At 69.7% G+C, this 22,320-nt stretch carries 27 protein-coding genes and 1 riboswitch; of the genes, 12 read left to right on the plus strand and 15 right to left on the minus strand.

What is annotated here, in order from left to right; all coding sequences use genetic code 11:
• Window positions 1–38: 38 nt before the first annotated feature.
• Window positions 39–884: an aminodeoxychorismate lyase gene (locus tag EIZ45_RS05820; protein ID WP_134662117.1), complete on the minus strand. Its 846-nt coding sequence runs from the start codon at window positions 882–884 to the stop codon at window positions 39–41.
• Window positions 885–915: 31 nt separating this feature from the next.
• On the opposite strand from EIZ45_RS05820, the gene EIZ45_RS05825 reads away from it, so the two are divergent.
• Genes EIZ45_RS05825 through EIZ45_RS05835 form a run of 3 tightly spaced genes read left to right on the plus strand, consistent with a single transcriptional unit; the run spans window position 916 to window position 3,591 of the window.
• Entirely contained in the window at window positions 916–2,037 is a 1,122-nt protein-coding gene (locus EIZ45_RS05825; RefSeq protein ID WP_134662118.1) for a folate-binding protein YgfZ, read from the plus strand.
• 49 nt (window positions 2,038–2,086) lie between these two features.
• Window positions 2,087–2,650, plus strand: coding sequence for a hypothetical protein (locus EIZ45_RS05830; RefSeq protein ID WP_037809370.1), 564 nt, complete (start codon window positions 2,087–2,089; stop codon window positions 2,648–2,650).
• On the plus strand, window positions 2,647–3,591 hold the full coding sequence (locus EIZ45_RS05835) for an asparaginase (protein ID WP_134662119.1): 945 nt from the start codon (window positions 2,647–2,649) through the stop codon (window positions 3,589–3,591). The genes EIZ45_RS05830 and EIZ45_RS05835 overlap by 4 nt, the downstream gene beginning before the upstream one ends.
• On the opposite strand, the gene EIZ45_RS05840 is transcribed toward EIZ45_RS05835, so the two are convergent.
• Window positions 3,572–4,468 (minus strand): hypothetical protein, encoded by an 897-nt coding sequence (locus tag EIZ45_RS05840; RefSeq protein WP_134662120.1) that lies wholly within the window; start codon window positions 4,466–4,468, stop codon window positions 3,572–3,574. The two genes, EIZ45_RS05835 and EIZ45_RS05840, sit on opposite strands and share 20 nt — an antisense overlap.
• Before the next feature lie 207 nt (window positions 4,469–4,675).
• Between EIZ45_RS05840 and EIZ45_RS05845 the strand changes: the two genes are divergently transcribed.
• The 3 genes from EIZ45_RS05845 to EIZ45_RS05855 all read left to right on the plus strand — a co-directional run bounded on the left by EIZ45_RS05845 (window position 4,676) and on the right by EIZ45_RS05855 (window position 6,731).
• Complete coding sequence (locus tag EIZ45_RS05845) at window positions 4,676–4,858, plus strand: DUF3073 domain-containing protein (RefSeq protein ID WP_037716129.1); 183 nt, start codon at window positions 4,676–4,678, stop codon at window positions 4,856–4,858.
• 110 nt (window positions 4,859–4,968) lie between these two features.
• Complete coding sequence (locus EIZ45_RS05850; protein ID WP_078870267.1) at window positions 4,969–5,829, plus strand: 3-hydroxybutyryl-CoA dehydrogenase; 861 nt, start codon at window positions 4,969–4,971, stop codon at window positions 5,827–5,829.
• A gap of 68 nt (window positions 5,830–5,897) precedes the next feature.
• Complete coding sequence (locus EIZ45_RS05855; protein ID WP_134662121.1) at window positions 5,898–6,731, plus strand: alpha/beta fold hydrolase; 834 nt, start codon at window positions 5,898–5,900, stop codon at window positions 6,729–6,731.
• Here EIZ45_RS05855 and EIZ45_RS05860 read toward each other — a convergent pair.
• The 4 genes from EIZ45_RS05860 to EIZ45_RS05875 are packed head-to-tail and all read right to left on the minus strand — an operon-like array spanning window position 6,724 to window position 10,817.
• Window positions 6,724–7,509 (minus strand): ECF transporter S component, encoded by a 786-nt coding sequence (locus EIZ45_RS05860; protein ID WP_134662122.1) that lies wholly within the window; start codon window positions 7,507–7,509, stop codon window positions 6,724–6,726. The genes EIZ45_RS05855 and EIZ45_RS05860 overlap by 8 nt on opposite strands.
• Window positions 7,506–9,104, minus strand: a complete 1,599-nt coding sequence (locus EIZ45_RS05865) for an ABC transporter ATP-binding protein (RefSeq protein ID WP_134662123.1) — start codon at window positions 9,102–9,104, stop codon at window positions 7,506–7,508. Before EIZ45_RS05865 ends, EIZ45_RS05860 begins: the two co-directional genes overlap by 4 nt.
• Window positions 9,101–10,180 carry a CbiQ family ECF transporter T component gene (locus EIZ45_RS05870; RefSeq protein WP_106961381.1) on the minus strand — a complete coding sequence of 360 codons (1,080 nt, stop codon included), beginning with the start codon at window positions 10,178–10,180 and terminating at the stop codon, window positions 9,101–9,103. The genes EIZ45_RS05865 and EIZ45_RS05870 overlap by 4 nt, the downstream gene beginning before the upstream one ends.
• Entirely contained in the window at window positions 10,167–10,817 is a 651-nt protein-coding gene (locus EIZ45_RS05875; protein WP_134662124.1) for a hypothetical protein, read from the minus strand. Before EIZ45_RS05875 ends, EIZ45_RS05870 begins: the two co-directional genes overlap by 14 nt.
• Before the next feature lie 12 nt (window positions 10,818–10,829).
• Window positions 10,830–10,979, minus strand: a riboswitch (cobalamin riboswitch).
• Window positions 10,980–11,007: 28 nt separating this feature from the next.
• Between EIZ45_RS05875 and EIZ45_RS05880 the strand changes: the two genes are divergently transcribed.
• Entirely contained in the window at window positions 11,008–11,904 is an 897-nt protein-coding gene (locus EIZ45_RS05880) for a Gfo/Idh/MocA family protein (RefSeq protein ID WP_134662125.1), read from the plus strand.
• Window positions 11,905–12,086: 182 nt separating this feature from the next.
• On the plus strand, window positions 12,087–12,818 hold the full coding sequence (locus EIZ45_RS05885) for a GNAT family N-acetyltransferase (RefSeq protein WP_134662126.1): 732 nt from the start codon (window positions 12,087–12,089) through the stop codon (window positions 12,816–12,818).
• Here the strand turns inward: EIZ45_RS05885 and arfB are convergent.
• From arfB to EIZ45_RS05905, 4 genes are all read right to left on the minus strand, one after another.
• Complete coding sequence (arfB, locus tag EIZ45_RS05890) at window positions 12,815–13,243, minus strand: alternative ribosome rescue aminoacyl-tRNA hydrolase ArfB (protein WP_037808657.1); 429 nt, start codon at window positions 13,241–13,243, stop codon at window positions 12,815–12,817. The genes EIZ45_RS05885 and arfB overlap by 4 nt on opposite strands.
• Before the next feature lie 33 nt (window positions 13,244–13,276).
• Window positions 13,277–14,347 carry a phosphoribosylformylglycinamidine cyclo-ligase gene (purM, locus tag EIZ45_RS05895; protein WP_037808659.1) on the minus strand — a complete coding sequence of 357 codons (1,071 nt, stop codon included), beginning with the start codon at window positions 14,345–14,347 and terminating at the stop codon, window positions 13,277–13,279.
• A gap of 31 nt (window positions 14,348–14,378) precedes the next feature.
• Window positions 14,379–15,917, minus strand: a complete 1,539-nt coding sequence (purF, locus tag EIZ45_RS05900; protein WP_037808661.1) for an amidophosphoribosyltransferase — start codon at window positions 15,915–15,917, stop codon at window positions 14,379–14,381.
• A 120-nt stretch (window positions 15,918–16,037) separates the two neighbouring features.
• Window positions 16,038–16,520 carry a MarR family winged helix-turn-helix transcriptional regulator gene (locus tag EIZ45_RS05905; protein ID WP_134662127.1) on the minus strand — a complete coding sequence of 161 codons (483 nt, stop codon included), beginning with the start codon at window positions 16,518–16,520 and terminating at the stop codon, window positions 16,038–16,040.
• Window positions 16,521–16,600: 80 nt separating this feature from the next.
• On the opposite strand from EIZ45_RS05905, the gene EIZ45_RS05910 reads away from it, so the two are divergent.
• A complete protein-coding gene (locus tag EIZ45_RS05910; protein WP_134662128.1) occupies window positions 16,601–16,894 on the plus strand; it encodes a DUF1330 domain-containing protein in 294 nt (97 codons plus the stop codon).
• A gap of 108 nt (window positions 16,895–17,002) precedes the next feature.
• Here EIZ45_RS05910 and EIZ45_RS05915 read toward each other — a convergent pair whose 3' ends face one another.
• The 4 genes from EIZ45_RS05915 to EIZ45_RS05930 all read right to left on the minus strand — a co-directional run bounded on the left by EIZ45_RS05915 (window position 17,003) and on the right by EIZ45_RS05930 (window position 19,634).
• A complete protein-coding gene (locus EIZ45_RS05915) occupies window positions 17,003–17,395 on the minus strand; it encodes a hypothetical protein (RefSeq protein ID WP_037808664.1) in 393 nt (130 codons plus the stop codon).
• A complete protein-coding gene (locus EIZ45_RS05920; protein ID WP_020664000.1) occupies window positions 17,382–17,621 on the minus strand; it encodes a DUF397 domain-containing protein in 240 nt (79 codons plus the stop codon). The genes EIZ45_RS05915 and EIZ45_RS05920 overlap by 14 nt, the downstream gene beginning before the upstream one ends.
• 585 nt (window positions 17,622–18,206) lie before the next feature.
• Window positions 18,207–19,085, minus strand: coding sequence for a helix-turn-helix transcriptional regulator (locus EIZ45_RS05925; RefSeq protein ID WP_037354011.1), 879 nt, complete (start codon window positions 19,083–19,085; stop codon window positions 18,207–18,209).
• Window positions 19,086–19,253: 168 nt separating this feature from the next.
• Complete coding sequence (locus EIZ45_RS05930) at window positions 19,254–19,634, minus strand: sterol carrier family protein (RefSeq protein WP_106961382.1); 381 nt, start codon at window positions 19,632–19,634, stop codon at window positions 19,254–19,256.
• 59 nt (window positions 19,635–19,693) lie between these two features.
• Between EIZ45_RS05930 and EIZ45_RS05935 the strand changes: the two genes are divergently transcribed.
• Both EIZ45_RS05935 and EIZ45_RS05940 read left to right on the plus strand, forming a co-directional pair.
• Complete coding sequence (locus tag EIZ45_RS05935; protein ID WP_037808668.1) at window positions 19,694–20,347, plus strand: type VII secretion system-associated protein; 654 nt, start codon at window positions 19,694–19,696, stop codon at window positions 20,345–20,347.
• A gap of 119 nt (window positions 20,348–20,466) precedes the next feature.
• Window positions 20,467–21,255 (plus strand): lysozyme, encoded by a 789-nt coding sequence (locus EIZ45_RS05940; RefSeq protein WP_370318122.1) that lies wholly within the window; start codon window positions 20,467–20,469, stop codon window positions 21,253–21,255.
• A gap of 46 nt (window positions 21,256–21,301) precedes the next feature.
• Here the strand turns inward: EIZ45_RS05940 and EIZ45_RS47325 are convergent, their stop codons facing one another.
• Window positions 21,302–21,436 carry a hypothetical protein gene (locus EIZ45_RS47325; RefSeq protein ID WP_255443103.1) on the minus strand — a complete coding sequence of 45 codons (135 nt, stop codon included), beginning with the start codon at window positions 21,434–21,436 and terminating at the stop codon, window positions 21,302–21,304.
• Here EIZ45_RS47325 and EIZ45_RS05945 point away from each other — a divergent pair.
• Complete coding sequence (locus EIZ45_RS05945) at window positions 21,429–22,319, plus strand: lysozyme (protein WP_134727630.1); 891 nt, start codon at window positions 21,429–21,431, stop codon at window positions 22,317–22,319. The genes EIZ45_RS47325 and EIZ45_RS05945 overlap by 8 nt on opposite strands.
• The last annotated feature ends 1 nt before the right edge of the window (window position 22,320 follow it).

Consider the following 22,320-nt stretch of genomic DNA (forward strand, 5'->3'; position numbering starts at 1 on the left):
TGCCGGTTAGGCACCGGCACAGCCGCTCACCAGCGCTCTCAGTACTCGCTCTCGTAAGCCGCCACCAGCTCCCCGTGCAGCCCCGTCGAATCCGGCAAAACCGTCCCGTTCAGCGTGTGCACCCGGGTCACCTTCCGCACCGACGACGTGAGGAACACGCCGTCCCCCCGCAGCAGGTCCTCCACCGACAGCGGCTCCACCTTCACGGACCAGCCCGCCTTCTCCGCCCCGCGGAACAACGCGTACTGCGTCGTTCCTGGCAGGATGCCAACAGTGGACGGCGGGGTGTAGAGCGTCCGCTCCTTCGCCAGGACGACCGTCGACGTCGGGCCTTCGAGCACCGAATCGTCGGTAGCGGTGAAGATCACATCTTGGGCTCCGCGACGGGTCGCCTCGCGCAGGGCGGCCATGTTCATCGCGTAGGAAACCGTTTTCGCGCCGAGCAAAAGCCACGGGGCGCGTTCGGCTAGTTCGGGGCCGAAACCGCGTTCCAGGGTCACCGCCGAAACGCCTTCGGTGCGCGCCCGCAGGACCTTCTCCTCGACCTCCAGGCCCATCGCGAACGCCGTCGGCTTGCCTTCCGGATCGCCGTCGACACCCCGCGTGTACACGAGTTTCAGTGCGATCTCCGGGCCGCCCTGCCACGCGTCGACGACTGCCTGCGCGGCTCGGGCGAAGCCCTCGAGGTCCGGGGCAGGCAGGTCCAGCATCGCCGCGGAACGGGCGAGCCGGTCGAGGTGCGGACGCATTTCCCGCGGCTTTTTCACTGCCACGAGGATCGTTTCGAACACCCCGTCTCCGCGCAGCAGGCCGAGGTCGTCCACCCGGAGGTGAGCGGCTTCGGGGTCGGCCAGTGAACCGTCGAGGAAGGCGAGAACGCGCATCCCCTCAAGGTACTCACTTACGCTTAGGGTTATGCCGTACAGCTCGCCGCTGCTCGAAATCCCCCGCGCGGTCGCCGCGCCCGAGGGCCACCCGGAAGCCGGAGTTCCGTGGCACTGGGGCGATCCGTTCGCCGAGCAGCGCACCGCCGCCCGAGGAGTGGTCGTCATCGACCGCTCGCACCGAGAAATCCTCGCCGTCACCGGCGAGGAACGCTTGTCCTGGCTGCATTTGGTGATCTCGCAACACGTCACCGAACTCGCCGCGAACACCGGCACCGAAGCGCTCGTCCTCGACAGCCAGGGCCACGTCGACACCCATTTCGTGCTCGCGCACACCGGCGAGACGGTGTACCTCGACAGCGACCCCGGCCCGCTCGTCACGAGCGCGTTGCCCAAGGGCGGCAAGCAAACCCTGCGCGAGTACCTCGAAGCGATGAAGTTCTGGTCCAAGGTCGAGATTCGCGACGTGACCGAAGAACTCGCCGTTCTTTCCGTGCTCGGCCCGGAGACCGACAGCGTGCTCGGCGTCGAGCTCGGCACCGAGCCGTATTCGGTGGCCGCGTTGCCCGAAGGCGGTTTCGCCCGCCGGATGCCGTGGCCGACGCGAGCGGGCGCGGATCTCGTGGTGCCGCGTGCCCAGCTCACTCAATGGTGGCAACGGCTCACCGACGCGGGCGCGCGTCCTGCCGGCTCCTGGACGTTCGACGCGCTGCGCGTGGAATCGCGGCATCCGCGACTCGGCGTCGACACCGACGAGCGGACGATCCCGCACGAGGTCGGCTGGATCGGCTCGGCCGCGCACGTCGCGAAGGGCTGCTACCGCGGCCAGGAAACCGTCTCGAAGGTGCACAACGTCGGCCGCCCGCCGCGGTATCTCGCGCTGCTGCACCTCGACGGTTCGCCGGAGATCACGCCGGAGACCGGCGACCCGGTGAAGCTCGGCGAGCGCGTCGTCGGCCGGATCGGCACGGTCGCGCAGCACCACGAACTCGGGCCGATCGCGCTGGCGCTGGTCAAACGCTCGGTGCCGGGCGGGGCGGAGCTGCTGGCCGGCGACGAGGACCGAGTGGTCCAGGCCACTGTCGATCCGGACTCGGTGCCGGGCGAGCACGCGGCGCCCGGACGGGAAGCAGCGCAGAGACTGCGGGGCTGAAGTGAACTCGACGGTAGCGTCGTCGCCGAATGTGGAGCAGGATGTGCCCGTGATCGAAGTGCGTCCCGGCGGGCGGCGACGGATCGACCGCGTCCTCGGCCCGGGATATCTCACCGGATTAGGCGACTTGCCGCTCCCGGTGCTGCGCGAGCGGCGCGACGAGGCCGCGCAGGAAGAGACAGACCTGTCCTACCTGCGCCGGCTCCTGCACGCCCGCATCGACATCGTGCGCGCCGAACAGGAGCGTCGCTCGTCCGGCGGGGAAAGCATCGTCGACCGGCTCGCGTCCATCCTCGCCGACAACGCGCTCGGCCCGGCCGCCGGTTCCGGCAGGCACCAGCAGCTCGAACCGTCCCGCGCGGGCGAGCACCGCAGGCACGCGGAGGCGCTGATCGGCGACACCGGGCTCACCGACGTCGGCTCGCTGTCGGACGACAAGCTCGCCGCCGCGCTGGACACGTACGCGGCCGAGGAAGCCTCCGTGTCCTCCTTCCGCCGCCAGGTCCAGGGCGTGATGGACACGCTCAACGCCGAGATCGCCGGGCGCTACAGCAGCGGAGCGGCCACTGTGGACCAGTTGCTGGACAGCGAACTGGGGCGCGTCGAGGAATGACCGGCCAGCCGATTCTCGTCGAGGTCGTCCGGAACGGATTCGTCGAGAGCGTTCACCACGGATGTCTCGTCGTCACCGCGCCCGACGGCTCCGTCCGGTTCTCCGCGGGCGACGTGACCAGCCCGTTCTTCCCCCGGTCGGCGAACAAGCCGCTGCAGGGCGTCGGGATGCTCCGCGCCGGGCTCGGCTACGACGGCGCGGACCTGGCGCTGGGCTGTGCCTCGCATTCCGGCGAAACCGGACATGTCGAGCGCGTCGCCGCGATGCTGTCCGGCGCCGGGCTCGATCCGGCGGCGCTGGCCTGCCCGGCCGAGCTGCCGATCGGCGAGGACGCCCGGCGCGCGGCCGACGAGCCGCGGAAGATCACCATGAACTGCTCCGGCAAACACGCCGCGATGCTCGCCACCTGCGTCGCGAACGGCTGGCCGACCGAGGGCTACCAGCTGCCGGACCATCCGTTGCAGGTCCAGCTCGCGAAGACGGTCGAGGAGCTGACCGGCGAAGCCATCGCCGCGGTCGGGGTCGACGGCTGCAGCGCGCCGCTGTTCGCGTTCTCGCCGACCGGCCTCGCGCGGTCGTTCGGCCGGCTCGCGCAGGCCGAACCGGGTACCGACGAACGCCGCGTCGCGGACGCGATGCGTGCGCACCCGTGGCTGGTCGCGGGCACCGGCCGGGAGGACACCCGGCTGATGCAGGCCGTGCCCGGATTGCTGTCGAAGAGCGGCGCGGAAGGTGTCCTGGCGTTCACGCTGGGCGACGGGACCGCGTGCGCGATCAAGATCGCGGACGGCAACAAGCGGGCGTTGGCGCCGCTGGCCATGGCCGTGCTCGCGCGCCTGGGCATCGAGACCCCGGACGAGCTGTCCGATCTGGCTCACCCGCCGGTGCTCGGCGGCGGCAAACCCCAGGGCGAGCTGCGGGTCAGTTGGAGTGTTCCTTAGCCGCGAGGTCGCCCCAGAACTCGCGCAGCTGCGAAAACAGCTCGGCCAGCTCCTCGACGTTCCCGGTGCGCAGCGCGTCGAGGATGTCGTGGACCTCCTCCGCGGTGGAGTCGGCGTCGAGCAGCGAGTCGGCGAACAGCTGCACGAGACCGCCGTAATCCAGTTCGACGACCGAGTCCGGGTCGAAGCTCTCCAGCCACTGCCGGGTCTGTGACAGCACCCGGCCGGGGCCGGAGTCGCCGAAGGTCGTCTCGATCAGCTCGCCCGCCTCGGACGCCCGCCGGAGCGCGGCGGACATCGGGGTCCGCCAAGACGCTTCCCGCACCGGGTCGTCCGGGCCGCTGCCGAGCACGAGCTTGCGTTCGTCCGGATCGACCAGCGAGAACCAGGGCAGCGGGACGGTCCAGGTGGTGGTGAGGGTGTGGGCGGCCGTGGCCGTGAGGTCGGTCATCGCCGCCTTGGTCTGCGCGCGGGCCTTGTCCGCGGTGACGCCGCCCGCGTCGAGGACCGCGATTCGCAACGCGGGCTCGGAGTCGGCGAGGAAGGTGCTCAACGCCGCGGCGGATCGGGCGCGCAGTTCGAGCGGGCACGCGAACGGGCCCTCGGCGGTGTGGCCGGCGGGGACGTCGGCCGGGTCGAGCACGAGCACGTCGGTGACGAGGCTCGGCGCGGGCCGTCCGTCGCGCAGCTGCGCGGGCAGCAGCCGCACCGGCGCGGCCGCCTGTGACTTGAGCCACATCCGCTGTTCGCGTTCGCCGATCCCGATCCGGCTGAGCCCGCCCGCGGAAACGGCCTCGACCAGCTGTTGCGCGGGGGGATCGCCCAGCGCACGCAGAGGTTCGTACACCCGCAGATAGGCCACGAAGGGTCGGAGCACCCGAGCATCGTGGCACGCCGACCAGCACCGATCGGCATCGACGTGCCGGTAACCGGCGTCCGGCGGACACTGTCGCGACGAGCACACCGTGCCACGTCGCATCCAACCCCCGGGACACGGTACGGTGTCAGCAGGAAAGAACTGTCGAGACGATGCGGGGCCGCCGATTCCCCCGGCCGCCCCGCCCCTGTGCGAGGGGGTCGAGCCATGGGGCGCGGCCGGGCTAAGGCCAAGCAGACGAAGGTGGCGCGCGAGCTCAAATACAGCTCCCACGAAACCGACTTCGATGCTTTGCAGCGCGAGCTGTCGAGTAGTTCCTCGGACAACCACGAGGACGACAAGCGGTACGAGGACCCGTACGACGACGGGTACGACGAGTACCGCCGTTGACGCAGGCACACGACACGCGAGGGCGGAATCGGACTGAGGTCCGAGACGCCCTCGTGCGTTGTGTGCTGCCCGTTTTCTCGGCACGCCGATGAGGTGAAGGAGTGGGACGGGTGAGCGACATCGCACGAGTAGGTGTGGTCGGGGCCGGGCTCATGGGCTCCGGCATCGCCGAGGTGCACGCCAGGTCCGGGTTGGACGTGCTGGTCACCGAGGTGAACCAGCCGGCCCTCGACGCGGGCAAGGCGCGCATCGAGAAGTCGCTGCAGCGCGGCGTCCGCAACGGCAAGCTGGCCGCCGAGGACGCCGAGGCGGCGCTCGGGCGGCTGCGCTTCACCACGGACATCGCCGAGTTCGCCGACCGCGATCTCGTCGTCGAGGCCATCCTGGAACAGGAGCAGGCCAAGGTCGACGTGTTCCGGGCGCTGGACAAGATCGTCGAGCGCGAGGACGCGGTGTTCGCGTCCAACACGTCGTCGATCCCGATCATGAAGCTCGGCATGGCCACCGGCCGTCCGCAGCAGGTCGTCGGCATCCACTTCTTCAACCCGGTGCCGGTGCTGCCGCTGGTCGAACTGGTCCCGTCGCTGCTGACCAGCGAGGAGACCGCTCGCCGGGCCGAGGAGCACGCCACCGGCGCGCTGGGCAAGACGGTGATCCGGTCGCAGGACCGGGCCGGGTTCATCGTGAACTCGCTGCTCGTGCCGTATCTGCTGTCGGCGATCCGGATGATCGAATCGGGCTTCGCCTCGGCCGAGGACATCGACCGCGGCATGGAGCTGGGCACGGCGCACCCGATGGGTCCGTTGCGGCTGTCCGACCTGATCGGCCTCGACACCATCAAGGCCATCGCGGACTCGATGTACGCGGAGTTCAAGGAGCCGCTGTACTCGTCGCCGCCGCTGCTCCTGCGCATGGTCGACGCCGGACTGCTCGGCAAGAAGACCGGCCGCGGGTTCTACTCGTACTCCTGACTTTAGTTGCGGGCCTGATCACCTTTTCCCCGCTGTGCGCGGCGGGGCGGATCGCTTGACTGTGCGGCATGACTTCGACGTTCGTCTTCGCCGCCGGTGCCAACGGCGTGTCCGCCGCGCCGCCGGAACTCGTGCTGCGCGGGTATCGCGGGGTGGGGGTGCCGCAGCCCGAACAGCAGTTCCGGCTGTCGTACCAGGCACCGCAGGATCTCGGCGCGTTCGCCACGGAACCGTCGGCGCTGGCCGGCCTGACCGTGGCCGACCAGGTCGCGACCACTGTGGACGTCGTCCGCCGGGCGGCGAAGCTGGGTCCGGTCGTGCTGGTCGGGTCGAGCATCGGCGGCGCGCTGGTCACGCTCGTCGCCGAAGAGGTTCCGGAGCTGGTGTCGGCGCTGGTCTACGACGCCGCGTTCTGCTGCGTCGAACTGCCGACGCCGGAGGAATACCTGGCCACGCCTGAAGCCGCGACGTCGCAGGTCGGGGCGATGCTCGGGTTCATCGCGGCCGATCCGGCGGTGATCGGCGCAATGCGCTTCAACTGGCGTTCTTCCTCCGCGGAGGCGCTGACGGCGGCGAAGGCGGCGCTGTGCGCGGACGCCACCGACGGCGAGTTCTACGCCCTGCTCAACGCGATGGCTCCGGACGACATCATCGGCCGCGGTGCCACCGACTCTCGTGGCACGCCGGAGCGGTGGGGCCGCGTTCCGCGGTTTTACGTCCGGCATCTCCAAGACCACCTGGTGCCGCTCGCCCTCCAGGACCGGATGATCGCCGAGGCCGACACGCGCACTCCCGGCAATCAGTTCGAGGTCCACGACATCGACACCTCGCACTTCCCCAACGCGGCCGGGATGGCTCAGTTCGTCGAGGTCCTGGACAAGGTCGGCCAGCGGCTCAGGTGAACGCCGCTCGTCGTGCGGCCCGGCGCAGCACGGTCAGGATCGCCGGGCCCAGCACGAGGATCGCGACCAGGTTCGTGAGCGCGCGGCCGGTGTCCCAGCCCAACGTGGACGTCAGCACGGTGAACACCAGGAACCGGTGCAGGTTCTCGCCGAGCGGTCCGCCCGGGACGAAGTCCAGCGCGGTGTGGCTCGCCAGGAACGGCCAGGTGAACAGGCTCATCGCGAGGCCGTAGAAGTACGCGGCGACCACTCCGTAGAGCGCCAGCAGCGCGATCTCCCACCGGCCCTTCACGCGGCGCGGCAACAGCCCGGCACCCAGCCCGACCAGCGACGACGCCAGCATCTGGAACGGCAGCCACGGCCCGACGCCGCCGGTGAGCAGCGCGGACGCGAACAGCGACGTCGAGCCGAGGACGAATCCGAATCCCGGCCCGAAGACCCGCCCGGCCAGCACGAGCAGGAAGAACACCAGCTCGATCCCGCCGGTGCCCGCACCGAGCGGACGCAGCGCGGCGTTCACCGCGGACAGCACGCCGAGCAGCGCGAGCGCCTTCGCGTCGAGTCCGCCGCTGGACAGTTCCGCCAGCACGATCAGGATCAGCACCGGCAGCGTCACGAGGAAGACGAACGGCGCGTCGGTCACGTGCGCGGAGGTGCCGACGGTGCTGCGGGCCAGCAGCGGCCAGCAGAACATCCCCAGTCCGATCACGACGGCCGCCGTCAGCACCAGCGCCGTACGGTGCCGGATGCGGACGGCTGGTCCCAGGAAATCGGTCACGCCAGCGCCTTCGCCACCGCGTCCACGGTCAGCCACGGCTCCGGCGCGAGGATCTTCGCCACCTGCGGCGCGAACGCGGGCGAGGCCACGACGACGTCCGCGGTCGGGCCGTCCGCGACCACTTCGCCCTCGGCGAGGACCACGACGCGGTGCGCGGCGGAGGCGACGAACTCGACGTCGTGGGTAGCCAGCAGCACCGCGTGTCCCTCAGCGGCCAGGTCGGCGAGGATGGTCGCGAAGTGCCGTTTCGCCGGGTAGTCCAGGCCGCGCGTCGGCTCGTCCAGCAGCACGACCGGCGGGGCGGCGGCGAGCTGGACGGCCAGGACCAAGGCGAGTCGCTGGCCTTCGGAGAGGTCGCGCGGGTTGGTGTCGTCTTCGATGCCCGGAACAAGACGGTCGAGAAGCTTCCGGGCGGTGCCCGCGGTGACCTCGGATTCGACGTCAGCCTGGCGGCATTCCGCCCCGACCGAATCGAGATACAGCAGGTCAGACGGGGTTTGCGGGACCAGACCGACGCGCGTGCGGGCGGCCCGCGACCGGAGCGTCTTCGGGTCCGCGCCGAGGACGTCGACCGTGCCGTCGGAGCGGGGTCCGCTGCCCTGCAACGCCCACAGCAGCGAGGACTTGCCGGAGCCGTTCCGGCCCATCAGCGCGACGACCTCGCCGCGGTCCAGCCGCAGGTCAACGCCCCGTACCGCGTTCACGTTGCCGTACCGGACCCGCACGCCCCGCGCGGTGAGGACCGCTTCGCCAGAGCTTTGTGCCGCCGCAGCAGGGCGACGCTCCGCCAGGCGTTCCCTCAGCGGGCGGGCGAGCCGACGCGCGTCGCGAACCGACAGCGGCAGCGGCGACCAGCCCGCGAGTCGCCCCAGTTCGACGATCGGCGGCGCGACATCGGTCTCGGCGAACACCTCCGCGGGCTGACCGGAGACGACGGTGCCATCGCCGGGCAGGTAGAGCAGGCGGTCGGCGTACTGCGCGACGCGTTCCATCCGGTGCTCGGCGACGACGACCGTCGTGCCCAGGTCGTGCACCAGACGCGTGATCGCGGCCAGGACTTCCTCGGCCGCGGTCGGGTCGAGCGCTGACGTCGGTTCGTCCAGCACCAGCACGCTCGGGTGCGCCGTGAGCACCGCGCCGATCGCGACGCGCTGCTGCTGGCCGCCGGATAGTGTCCGAAGTGGACGGTCGCGGAGTTCGGCGATGCCCAGCAGATCAAGGGTTTCCTCGACGCGTTTGCGCATCACGTCCGGCGCGACGGCGAGCTGCTCCATCGCGTACGCGAGTTCTTCCTCGACGGTGTCGGTGACGAAGCCGGCCAGCGGATCCTGTCCGACCACGCCGACGACCGACGCCAGTTCGCGCGGCGGATGCGTCGCGGTGTCGAGCCCGCCGACCTTGACCAGACCGGCCAGCGTGCCGCCGGTGAAATGCGGGACCAAGCCGTTGATCGCACCGAGCAATGTCGACTTGCCGACCCCAGTACGGCCGGCGACGAGGCAGAGTTCGCCCTCCTCGATCGCGAGGTCGACGTCCCGGAGCACCGGCCGGTCCGCCCCGTCGTACGTGACGCTGACGTGCGAAAACTCGATCATCGGGCGACCTCCGACACCAGCGCCGGACGCGGCGCGAACCAAGCGGGCAGCACACTGATCAGCACCGCGACGGCCGGCAGCAGCGGCAGCTCCGGCCAGGTCAGCGGGCTGGCCGGGGTGGTGAGCGAAACCGGGTCGGCGAGCAGCACGAGCACGGCGGTCGCGACGCCGCACAGCGCGACCAGCGTTTCCGGCAGCCGCCACGGATCGGGCCGGTAGGTCGTGCGCCGGATCTGCCGTCCGCCCAGCACGAATCCGGCGGCGGCCAGCACCAGACCGGCGATGAGCATCGGCACGCCAAGCCACGACGCGGACCCGTCGAGGACGCCGTAAACCCCGACCGCGACGCCGACCAAACCGGCCAGCACGCAGGTCGCGATCAGCATCCGGACACGCGGGGAGAGATAGCCGCGCCGTCCGTAGCCGCGGGAATCCATGGCCGCCGCGAGTTGCAGCGACCGGTCCATGGCGTCGGCGAGCACCGGCACGAAAATCCCCTTCACGAACCGGAAGCCGCGCGTCTTCCCGGAACGCAGCCGACGCGCGCGGCGCACCCGCTGCACGCTCTCGACCAGTTGCGGGGCCACCGACAGCGCGACGGTCACCGCCGTCCCCACCTCATACAGCGCCCCGGGTACCGCTTTGAGCAGGCGTTTCGGGTTCGCCAGCGCGTTCGCGGCTCCGACGCAGAGCACGATCGTCGCCAGCCGGAGCCCGTCGTAAAGCCCGCCGAGCAGCTCCTCGGCCGAGGTGGGGCCGAGGAGCTGGATGCCGGCCGCGACGCTCGGCAACGGGATGGTCGGCAGCGTGAACAGGATGTGACCGCCGTCCTCGCCGCCGATCAGGATCCGGAACAGCACGCGCGATGCCAGGATCACCGCGGCGATCCAGGCGTACATCCGGAACGCCAGCGCCCACGGCGCGTCGCCGCGGCGGAGCACCACGACGAACCCGGCCACCGCGATCACCAGAGCGAGCAGAACCGGGTTCGTGGTCCGGCTAGCGGCGACGGCGAGCGCGAGCGCCCACACCCACCACGCGCCGGGATGGAGCGCTCGCGGACTACTGCCCAGCACGCCTGCGGCGCACCGCGACGACCGTCCCGGCCGCCACGAGCAGCACGACGACCACGATGCCGATCACCAGTCCCCACGGGAACCCGCTGTCCGAAGTGGACGCCGGAGCCTGCGCGGGCGCATTGGCCTTGCGCACCGGTTCGGTGCGCGGCGGCGGATACTCGGTGTAGGACTTGCCGATCGCGAACGACCAGCCCTCGAATGCTCCGGCGGGCGGCTTCCAGCTCTGCGCGCCGACCTGCGCCGACTGCCATTTGCCGCCGTTGGTAGCGGTCCAGAAGCTCCACGACGCCTTCTCCGGCGGCATGCCGGTGCAGGTCTGATCCGCGGGCTTGCTCTCGATCTTGCACATCACGGCCAGGCCGTACTTGCCCGCGCCGGTGAGTTCGAAGCCGGCGTTTTGCAGTGCGGTGACGCCGTTTTCCTGCTTGCCCGGCGCGCACCGGATGAGGGTTTCCCCGCCAAGCCCCTGGAAATCGACGATCACCGTGACGCCGTTGTCGTCCTGGCAGTAGCCGTCGGTGCCCTTGCCGGGTGTGGTGGCCGAGGCGGAAGAAGCACCGCCGAGACCGGTAGCGACGAGAAGAGCGCAGCCGGCGAGGACTCGCCCCCAGTGCCGCGCGTGCACGAACCGCATGTCAGATGTACCTCGCATCGATCGGACCACGACGGGCGATCCGGCTCGCGGTCCCTCGCGGGGCCGCTCACGGTTGCGGGCCAGCGCCGGATTCTCACCGGCTTCCCCCGTTCGTGGCGAAGAACTTGTCGACGTTAACGCACCGCAGGCCGCGCTGGAAGCGACCGCGGACACACCTACACTTCCGGGCGTGGGACAGGACCAGCTGCGCGTCGGCCTCGTAGGAACCGGACCGTGGGCCACCACGGTGCACGCCCCCGGGCTCGCGGACCATCCGGGGACCGTGCTCAGTGCTGTGTGGAGCCGAAGGCCGGAGGCCGCCACCGCGCTGGCGCAGGCCTACGACGCCGTGCCCACCAGCGATCTGGACGAGCTGTTCGAGCAGGTCGACGCGCTCGCGTTCGCCGTGCCGCCGACCGTGCAGGCCGAACTGGCGACCCGGGCCGCGGAGGCGGGCAAGCACCTGATCCTGGAGAAACCGATCGCCCCCGACCTGGCCACGGCGCAGCGTCTCGCGGACGCCGTGACGTCCGCTGGCGTCGCTTCGCTGGTGATGCTAACGCTGCGGTTCGCCCAGCAAACGCGCGATTGGCTGGACGGCGTCACCGCCGCCGGCGGCTGGCGAGGCGGCAGCGTGCGCTGGCTGTCCGGTGCACTGCTCAGCGGCAAGTACGCGACCTCGGCCTGGCGACAGGATCCGGCTGGCGGCGCGCTCGCCGACATCGGCCCGCACGCGTTCGACCTGCTCGATGCCGCCCTCGGCCCGATCACCAACGTCCTTGCCGCCCACCGCGGTCCCGAAGACCTGTGGCAGCTGCTGCTCGAACACGAGGGCGGCATCACGAGCACCGCGACGCTCAGCCTCCGCCTGCCGGTCCAGCCGACGGTGGTCGAGTATTCGGTTTTCGGCGAACACGGCCTCCGCACGCTGGGCCGCACCGGCACGGCGAACGACGCGTACACCGCGCTGCTCGACGATTTCGCCGCGATGGTGTCCTGCGGAACGACCACGCATCCCTGCGATGTCCGCCGAGGCGTGCACCTGGCCCGGATCGTGGACCAGGCCCGCGCCGCGCTGAACCGTTAATTCGCTTGCCGGGTCTGAGACGATGAACGGGAAGTTCGTTTCGGACGAAGGAATGCCTATGTGCTCCGCCACGGCCCGCACCGGCCGCCTGGCCTGAGCTGTTCGGCCTGCGCGCCCGGCGTGGGGTTGCCAGTTGTTGTGCTGCCCGCGCATTCCTTCTTCGCGAAAGGCTTCCACCAGAGATGTCCGCCCTTCAGGCATACGTCCGCGCGACCGCACCGATCGGCCGCGAAACCGAGCGAATCGGCCCGTTCCTGGCGACTTTCGCCAAGGACAGCTCTCATCCGATGGCGAACTACGCCATCCCCGACGACGGCGCGAACCCTTCGTCCGCCGAGATCGCTCTCCTGATTTCCGCTTACCGGCAACGAAATCTCCTGCCCCGGCTGGAGTTCTTCACCGACGCCGCTCCCAACGCCGAGACAGCGCTCGTCGCCGCCGGATTCACGCTGGAACGACGCGTGCCGGTGATGACCTGCGCCACCGAAGATCTCGTCGATTGCGTTGCGCCAGAACACATTCAGCTGCGCGAACCGTCGTCCGACGACGAATTCCGCCGCCTGCGGTCCGTGCAGAACGTCGCCTTCGGCGAGTCGCCCGACGTGTCGGACGCCGATGTCGAACGCAACCGCGACTACCTGACCGTCCTGGCCGAACACGGCGAAACCATTGTGGGCGGCGGAATCGCGTTGGACATCGTCTCCGGCGCAACGGAAATCGTCGGCATCGCCGTAGCCGCAGAACACCGAGGCCAAGGCATCGCGGCGGCGATCACCGCGCACCTCACCCGCTTAACCCACGAACGCGGTGCGCGGACAGCATTCCTCACGCCGGGCGATGTGGGGATCGGGACGGTGTACCGGCGCGCTGGGTACCAGGTCGCCGGTGAGTGCGTGCACCTGTCGCTGAGCTAGTCGTCGTACCGCCCGCCGCGGCCGCGTTTTACGTCGCTGCGGCGTTTCTTCGCAGCCAGGCGGCGTTCCTTCGAGCCTCGCGACGGCTTGGTGGGACGTCGTTTGGCCGGCGGCGGCGCGGATGCCTTCGCCAGCACCTCGGCGAGCCGCTCCCGGGCCGCGTCGCGGTTCATCAGCTGGGAGCGGTATTCGCTGGCCGCGATGGTGAGCACTCCGCCGACCAGGCGCGTGCCGAGGCGGGCGGTGATGCGTTCCTTCAGCGCGGGCGGGATCACGGCGGAGCCCGCGACGTCGAACGACAGCTCGACGCGCGAGTCCGTCGTGTTCACGCCTTGTCCGCCCGGTCCCGAGGATCGGGAGAAGCGCTCTCGCAGTTCGGCACCCGGGATCACGAACCGGGCGCCGACGCGTACGTCCTCCGCCATGTCCTCAGTGTCTCAAGACGAGGCAAGCGGCTTTCAGAACCGCGGGTGGTCGCCGGACAGCACCGCGCGCGGGCCGTCCGGGTCTTCGGCGGGCTGGATGTCGCCGAGGATCCACGCGGGCACGTGCCGCGCGGTGAGCACCGCCAGCGCCCGGTCAACGTCCTCGGCGGACACGATCGCGACCATGCCGACGCCCATGTTGAACGTCTTCTCCAGCTCCGCGCGCTCGACCTTGCCGCGCTGCCCGATCAGCGCGAACACCGGAGCGGGCGTCCACGTGCCGCGTTCGAGCTTGGCGACGAGGCCGCGCGGCATCACGCGCGCGAGGTTGGCCTCGAGACCGCCGCCGGTGATGTGCGCGAACGTGCGCACCTCGGTCTCGGCGACCAGCGCGAGGCAGTCCTTCGCGTAGATCTTGGTGGGCTCGAGCAGTTCCTCGCCGAGGGTGCGGCCGAACTCCTCGACGTGCCCGTCCAGCGGCATCCGCGCGATGTCCAGCAGCACGTGCCGGGCCAGCGAGTAGCCGTTGGAGTGCAGACCGGACGAGCCCATCGCGATGACGACGTCACCGGGGCGGACCTTCTCCGGCGAGAGCAGCGCGGACGCCTCGACCGCGCCGACGCCGGTGGCCGACAGGTCGTAGTCGTGCTCGCCCATCAGACCGGGGTGCTCGGCCGTCTCGCCGCCGAGCAGCGCGCAGCCCGCCTGGACACAGCCCTCGGCGATGCCGCCGACCAGCGCCGCGATCTTCTCCGGCACGACCTTGCCGACCGCGATGTAATCCTGGAGGAACAGCGGCTCGGCCCCGGTGACGACCAGGTCGTCGACGACCATCGCGACCAGGTCGATGCCGACCGTGTCGTGCTTGTCGAGCGCCTGCGCGACCGCGATCTTGGTGCCGACGCCGTCGGTGGACGACGCGAGGATCGGCTCTTTCCACTTGTCGAGCTTGAGCGAGAAGAGCCCGGCGAAACCGCCGACCCCGCCGCGCACCTCGGGCCTCGTCGCCCGCTCAGCGTGTGGCTTGAGCAGCTCGACGGCCTGGTCACCGGCGTCGATGCTGACCCCGGCGGCTGCGTACGTGGCGCTCGTGGACTCGCTCACGGAAGCGGACTCCCTACTGGACATGCTTGGTTCACGGACGCCGGACGGCGTCTTCGGCACCGTACCCGGCGGCGCTGACGGGAGTCGCCGCGCCACCGGCGGCGTCCATGCTCTCGAGCAGGTGCTTGCCGATGAGCGCGTCCTCGGGCAGCGGAATCGGGTACTCGCCGGAGAAGCAGGCCGTGCACAGCCGCGACTTCGGCTGCTCCGACGCCGCGACCAGGCCGTCCAGCGAAATGTAGCCGAGCGAATCGGCTCCGATCGAACGGCGGATGCCGTCGAGGTCGACGCCGTTCGCGACGAGTTCGGCCCGCGACGCGAAGTCGATGCCGTAGAAGCACGGCCACCGCACCGGCGGCGACGCGATCCGCACATGCACCTCGAGCGCGCCCGCCTCGCGCAGCATCCGCACGAGCGCGCGCTGAGTGTTGCCGCGGACGATCGAGTCGTCCACCACGACCAGGCGCTTGCCGCGGATGACGTCGCGCAGCGGGTTCAGCTTCAGCCGGATGCCAAGCTGCCGGATGGTCTGCGACGGCTGGATGAAGGTGCGCCCGACGTAGGCGTTCTTGACCAGACCGGTGCCGTACGGCAGGCCGGAGCCCTGCGCGTACCCGATCGCGGCCGGGGTGCCGGACTCCGGCACCGGCATCACGAGGTCGGCGTCGACCGGATGCTCGGCGGCCAGCTTGCGGCCGATCTCGACGCGCGTGGCGTGCACGCTGCGGCCGGCGATCGACGTGTCCGGACGGGCGAGGTAGACGTACTCGAAGACGCAGCCCTTGGGCTCCGGGTTCGCGAACCGCGACGAACGCAGCCCCTCGGCGTCGATGGCGATCAGCTCGCCCGGCTCGACCTCGCGCACGAAGGACGCGCCGCAGATGTCGAGCGCGGCGGTCTCGCTCGCCACGACCCAGCCGCGCTCCAGCCGACCGAGCACCAGCGGGTGCACGCCGTGCGGGTCGCGGGCCGCGTACAGGGTGTTCTCGTCGGCGAAGACCAGGCAGAACGCGCCCTTGAGGGTCGGCAGCAGGTCCAGCGCGGCGGCCTCGATGCCCTTGTCCGCGGCGTTCGCGGCGAGCAGCCCGCAGACGAGGTCGGAGTCGCTGGAGGACCCGGTGAGCCCGGCGTGCGGCTTCAGCCCCGCGGCGACCGTGCGATCGCGCAGTTCGGCGGTGTTGACCAGGTTGCCGTTGTGCGCGAAGGACAAGCCGCTGCCGGTGTCGGTGGTGCGGAAGATCGGCTGGGCGTTCTCCCAGATCGTGGCCCCGGTCGTGGAGTACCGGCAGTGCCCGACGGCGATGTGCCCCTGCAGGGACTGCAGGACCTGCTCGTCGAAGACCTGGCTGACGAGCCCGAGGTCCTTGAAGACCACGATCTGCGAGCCGTCCGAGACGGAGATGCCCGCTGCCTCCTGCCCGCGGTGCTGCAGGGCGTAGAGACCGTAGTAGGTGAGCTTGGCGACTTCTTCCCCGGGAGCCCAGACGCCGAAGACGCCGCACTCCTCACGGGGTTCCGGTTCGGGTTGATCTTCGGGTCGATCAGTACTGGCGGAGGGGTCGGAAACCACCGGGAAGCTCCCAGGAAGACGTGGGCGGGCCGAGTCCAAGTGTAAGGGGTGGATGAGGTGGGGGGCCGGTCCGCGGCGTGGTTCTGCCCACTACGGGGGAGGATTTCCGGAGCAGTGCTCTCAGTTCAGGCCAGTGGTCTTGGACTGGAGTGGGCGCTTCGACCCTTCTCGGCTCCGGCTTTCGAGCTCTGCCAGGTGCGCCAGCGCCGGAAGCGCCGCCGTCAGGGCCTCGACCTCGTCGTCGGCGAGTTCGTCGATCAACCGCGCGTACGCGTCGATGCCCGCCCGACGGCGCGCCTGGACGTACGCCTCGCCAGCCTTGGTCAGCGACACCAGCGTGACCCGCTTGTCGGACGCGTCGCCCCTCCGCTCGACCAGCCCGGACTCCTCCATCGCGCGGACCAGGACAGTCATCGCGGGCTGGGTGACCCCCTCGGCCACGGCCAGATCGGTGATCCGTCGCGGGCCGCACCGGTGCAGGGTGGCCAGGGTGGCGGCGGACGTGACGCTGAGGTCGCGCGGAAGGCGTCTCGCGGCCCTGGTGGCCAGCTCGTAGAGGGCCGACCCGATCGCAGCGCCGCGAGTCGCGTCTTGACGGCTCATCCGAGAAGCATAGACTATTTATATTAATCCTTTATGCATCCCCACGGTCGGACACGTCCGGCCGAACACAGGAGGTTTCCGTGGCCAAGGGCTACTGGGTCAGCGTCTACCGCGTCATTTCCGACCCGGAGAGGCTGGCCGCCTACAACAAGCTGGCCGCCGCCGCGGTCCAGGCCGCGGGCGGTCGGGTGCTCTCCCGCGGCGGCAGCCGAGTCGTCGTCCACGAGTCCGGAATCCCGGAGCGCGTCGTGCTGATCGAGTTCGACAGCTTCGAAGAAGCCGTCGCGGCTTACGAGAGCGAGGCGTACCGGGAAGCGCTGGCGACCCTCGGCGACGCCGTCGAGCGCGACTTCCGGATCATCGAAGGCGTCTGACCGACCAGCACGGGCCGGAAATGAGCCAGGCCCCGCACGAAGTGGATTGGGCCACTTCGTACGGGGCCTGAAATCAGGGGCACCGATGGGGACAGCGCGGAGGGTGGATCAGCGGGCGGCCAGCCACTTCGAGCGGCCGCCTCGGCCCGGGACCCAGCAGCCGTTCGCGGAGGCTGCCGCGGCGGGGGCCGGCTGGCGCTCGGGGAGGGCCAGTACTTCGCCCAGCACCTGGCTTGCTTCGCCGCGCGAGCGCCACAGGGTGGACGCCGGGGCGAAGATGTTCTGCTCGCTGCCAGGGAGGCGCGTGGCCTCGACGTCGTCTTCGGCGTTCAGCCGGACGACGTCCACCACGTTGTCGTGCACTCGCACTCCGACCACGGCCTGCACTTCGCCCGCTCCGTCCGTCGGGTGGACGAACTGGTAGCCGCGGGCGATGAGTCGCTGCAGGCCCTGCTCGATGTCGAAGGCGGAGCCCACGACGGCGGCCTCAGCCGAGGACATCGTCGAATTCGCCGTCCTTCGCGCCGGCGAGGAAGGCGGCCATCTCCGCGCGCGTGTAGACGAGCGCCGGGCCCTCCGGGAAACGGGAGTTCCGCATCGCGATCTCGCCCGAGGTCAGCGGGGCTACTTCGACGCAGTTGCCCACCGCACCGCTGTAGCTCGCCTTGCGCCACTGGGCGCCGGTCAGACGGTCGGCCGGAATACCGTTCTCGAACCGCTCAGCCATGATGCCACCTTCCGGGAAGGACGATGAAAAGCTCAGGAATCTGCATGTGCATCTGCCTGTGACTTCGACGCTAGCACGCGCGCATGCAGCGGTAAATGCACGTGCAGAATTTTCTGCAAATTTCTCACTGCGTGACGACACGGTTCAGTAGAAGTTCCCAGATAGGTGATTCGAGCACTACCCGAACGGGCTAATTATTACCCCGGGTCACGATATTGGCAGCCTGATAACGCACCGCGTTCGTGACTCGCCGCCGCCGGGTGCAGCGGGTGAATACGGAACACTTACCGTGACGACCGGAGCGGCGATAGGAAGAGTGCGACCGGGTCAGTGGAAGGCAGTTTCCGGACTTATGCACGCTCGGTGATGAGAATGGGGTGGGCGTTCCCTATTGGGGGTTTTCTCAGTAGATCCGGTGTGCGGCCGGATCACCGCTCCCACCGACGCACATGAGGGCCACCCTGAGGGAATCTGATTCCCTCAGGGTTCCCCTCACGTACGTTCGCACCGGCCCAACCGCGCCCGCGACCCGCGACAGCTTCCTCGTGCCGAGGCGATCCCCAGGCACGAGGAAGAGCAGAGTGCCTAGATCTCGGCCTTGCGCTTGGCGATGCGGGCCCGGCTGCGTTCCGGGGTCTCCGCGTCGACGGCCAGCAGGTCCAATGCGCGGCCGTACTTCTCGATCTCGTCGCGCTTGTCCAGGTAGTGCGCGCCGGTCAGGTACTCGACGTAGACGATGTTCGGCAGTTCCGCCTCGGCGAAGCGCAGCAGCGAGAACGCGTGCTCGGCCGACAAACCGCTTCGGCAGTACGGCAGGATCTGCACCGACACGTGCGGCAGCGTGGTGACCTCGAGCAGGTACTCCAGCTGCTGCCGGAACACCTTCGGTCCGCCGATCGGCCGGTACAGCACCGATTCGTCGAGCACCGCCCAGATGCGCGGCGCGTCCGGGCGGGCCAGCATCTTCTGCCGCCGCATGCGCAGGGCCACCAGCTGGTCCACGCGTTCGTCGGCCATTTCCGGGCGGCCGTGGCTGAAGATCGCTCGCGCGTAGGGCTCGATCTGCAGCAGGCCCGACACGAACAGCGGCTCCCAGATCTGGATCCGGGACGCCGCTTCCTCAAGGCCGACGAGATCGGTGAACCAGCCGGGCACCGTCTCCCCGAACTTGCGCCACCAGCCCGCTTCGTTCGACTGCTTGACCATGTCGAGGAACGCTTTGCGCTCCTCCTCGTCGGAGACGCCGTACATGGTGAGCAGGTCGGCGACGTCGCGTTCCTTGAAGCCGACACGGCCGAGTTCCAGCCGAGAGATCTTGGATTCCGAACCGCGGATGTTGTAGCCCGCCTGCTGGCGCGTGATCCCGGCTTCCTCGCGCAACCGGCGAAGCTGCGAGCCGAGGATCATCCGGCGCGCTGTCGGGCCGAGGCTCTGCTCGCCGGCGGACACGCCTACCGCGTTCATGACCAGGGCCCTTCCATCGCCGCTCGTTCGTCACGGGAATCGAAATCCGACTACCCAAAGTACACGCAAGGCGCTGCCCCGGACAGCGTGGCACAGGCCTCGGCTCAGGCGATTCTACGGAGTGTGTGCCTCAGAAGACACTCCTGAGAGAACAATCGCCGCGGAAAATCAGATTCGCACGACCGGGAGCCAGTGCGCGAGGTCCGCGCGGCTGCCCGAGGCGGACACCCGGGCGGCGCCGAGCGCGTCGTCCCAGTCCAGGAGGCCGGTGGCCAGTTCGAGCCACGTCCGCGGGTCGGTCTCGACGACGTTGGGCGGCGTGCCGCGGGTGTGCCTCGGGCCCTCGATGCACTGCACCGCGGCGTATGGCGGCACCCGGACCTCGACCGTGTGCCCCGGCGCGTCCTGCGCGAGCGTCCGCAGGGTCGCGCGCACCGCGGCGGCGAGCTCGGCGCGGGCCGGATCCGGTCCGGAACCACGCAACCAGTCCGAAACGGCCAGCACCGCCGCTCGTAACTGAGCGGGATCGACCGAACGCGAAGAGGCCATGCGACAACAGTAGAGTGGCCGCGGACGGACTTTCAGGCACCCGGCACCGAGGGACGGCGATGGCGCAGCGGGACGAGGCAGATCGGATGGTTTCCCGGACCCCGGCGGGCAAACGCGCGCGCCGGAACGCGTACCCCCGCCGCGGGCCGCAGGGAAAACCCGAGATCACTCCCGAGATGCGGGCCAACGCGCGGACGAACCCGAACAGCTGGCTGTATGTCATCGACGAGGCCTTCGACGCCCGCGGTCCGGTGCCGTCGTGGGCGGTCGTCGGCGCGTATCCGGTGAACGGGACGGGCGAGGTCGTCGAGGACTTCCACCCCAACGACCGGTACCGGCCCTCGCCGAAGGCGCTCGGTTTTCCCGAGCCGCGCAACGAACTCGAGCGGCTGCTGCAAATGGTCCGGACCGAACACCGGCCCGCCGAGGACCTGCCGCGCGTCATCCTCGATTCGACGCTGCTGGTCTACGCCCTGTCCCCGGTGCAGCGCACGGTGATCGGCTTCCACAACGCCGACGGACGGGTCATGGTCCCGGCGTACACGTCGAAGTCGCTGGTGCCGCGCGAATGGCCGCACGCCCGCGCGGTGCTCGGCCGCGACATCGTCGGGCTGCTCGCCGGACATCCGCTCGCGGTCAACCCGCACGACCTGATCACCGCCGTCGTGCCGGCCGAGCACCTGATGAAGGCGCTGGCCGAAGAACGGCGCTGACCTGGGCAGACCACACTGCCGAGTGATCATGATTCGCCGAAACCCGCTCGCCCGGGCATCGTGACGCAGTAGGAGTACACGCGTCCGGTGAGGAGCCCTGGGTGAAGCGTCATCTGCTGCTGCGCTGGAGCGCGGTTCTCTTCGCCGGGATCACCGGCACGTCCCTGTGCGAAACGGCGCAGGCGGCGCCGAGCTACGCCGGGGCCGCGGACAACTACGCCGGTTCGCAAATCGTGAAGCACGAAGGCGTTCTGGGAGCGCCGAACATCTCGTACACGACACAGGACCAGTACCTCGGCCACGACGTCAGCGGACACCAGGGCCCGGTCGACTGGCCCGCCGCGGCGGGAGCGGGCGCGAAGTTCGTGTACGTGAAAGCGACCGAGGGCACCGGGTTCGTCAGCGGGCAGTTCGCCCAGCAGTACAACGGTTCCTACCAAGCCGGGATCGTCCGCGGCGCCTACCACTTCGCGCGCCCGGACGTGTCCGACGGCGCCGCGCAGGCCAACTACTTCCTCGCGCACGGCGGCGGCTGGTCGGCCGACGGCAAGACGCTGCCCGGCGCACTCGACATGGAATACAACCCCTACGGCGAAACGTGTTACGGCAAGGACGCGAACGGGATGGTCGCGTGGGTCCGCGCGTTCTCCGACACCTATCGCGCCCGCACCGGACGGCTGCCGACGATCTATACGTCGACCAGCTGGTGGAAACGCTGCACCGGAAACAACCCTTCTTTCGGAGGGAATCCGCTCTGGATCGCGCGCTACAACTCCTTCATCGGCGAACTCCCCGCGGGCTGGGGACAGCACGCCATCTGGCAGTTCTCGAACAGCGGCGCCCTGCCCGGCGACCAGAACTGGCTCAACGGAACCCAGTCAGCCCTGCGCAATCTGGCATTCGGGTGAACGTTCGTGACGCGGTCACGAATTAGTCATCACCGCTCGATGAAAATCACCCACTCGCCCATTCATCTTCACGGAACTTGATGACAAACGACGATTCGTCCTCAAGAATCTCCCCCGTGGCGGCTACCTGCACATAGCCGCCCTCCGCGAGGGTATCTGTGAAGGGATCGACGATGTCCACTTCCCGAAGAGGGCGGCGCGGCGCGCTGCTTTCCGCTCTGACCGTCCCGGTTGTCGCGCTCCTGCTCGGCGCTTCGACCGAGGCGACGGCCGCCCCGGCGGCTTCCCCGCTTTCGGCGCGGGAGATCAACTCCGTCAACGCCGACATCCAGGCGAACAACCACACCATGGGGTCGCAGATCCGGCGCGTCGAGGGGGATCACTCCACTCCCGAGACGAAAGCCGCCGCACAGCAACCGCAACCCGCCGCCGCTCTGCCGAACCAGGTGGCGGCCACCGTCGCGGGCATGGACGTCGCCAGCTATCAGGGCAACGTCAACTGGGCCAACTGGTGGGGCCAGGGCAAGCGATTCGTCTGGACCAAGGCGACCGAGAGCACGAGCTACACGAACCCGTACTTCGCCCAGCAGTACAACGGTTCCTACAACCAGGGCTTCATCCGCGGCGCCTACCACTTCGCCACCCCGAACACCTCGAGCGGCGCGGCGCAGGCGACCTACTTCGTCGCGCACGGCGGCGGCTGGTCAGGGGACGGCAAGACGCTGCCCGGCGCGCTGGACATGGAGTACAACCCCTACGGCGCGACCTGTTACGGGCTGAGCAAGGCGTCGATGACGGCGTGGATCAAGGACTTCCACGACACCTATCACGCGAAAACGGGCCGCTGGCCGGTGATCTACACGTCGACGAACTGGTGGAACCAGTGCGTCAGCGGCGATTTCTCCAGCACCGCGCCGCTGTGGGTCGCGCGGTACGCGTCCTCGGCCGGAACGCTTCCGTACAACTGGGGCTACTACACCGTGTGGCAATACACCTCGAGCCCGCTGGACCAGGACACGTTCAACGGCGCCTACGACCGGCTGCAGGCACTCGCCAACGGCTGAC

It is taken from the genome of Amycolatopsis sp. CFH S0740 (assembly GCF_004522315.1).
GTDB classification, from domain to species: Bacteria; Actinomycetota; Actinomycetes; order Mycobacteriales; family Pseudonocardiaceae; genus Amycolatopsis; species Amycolatopsis nivea.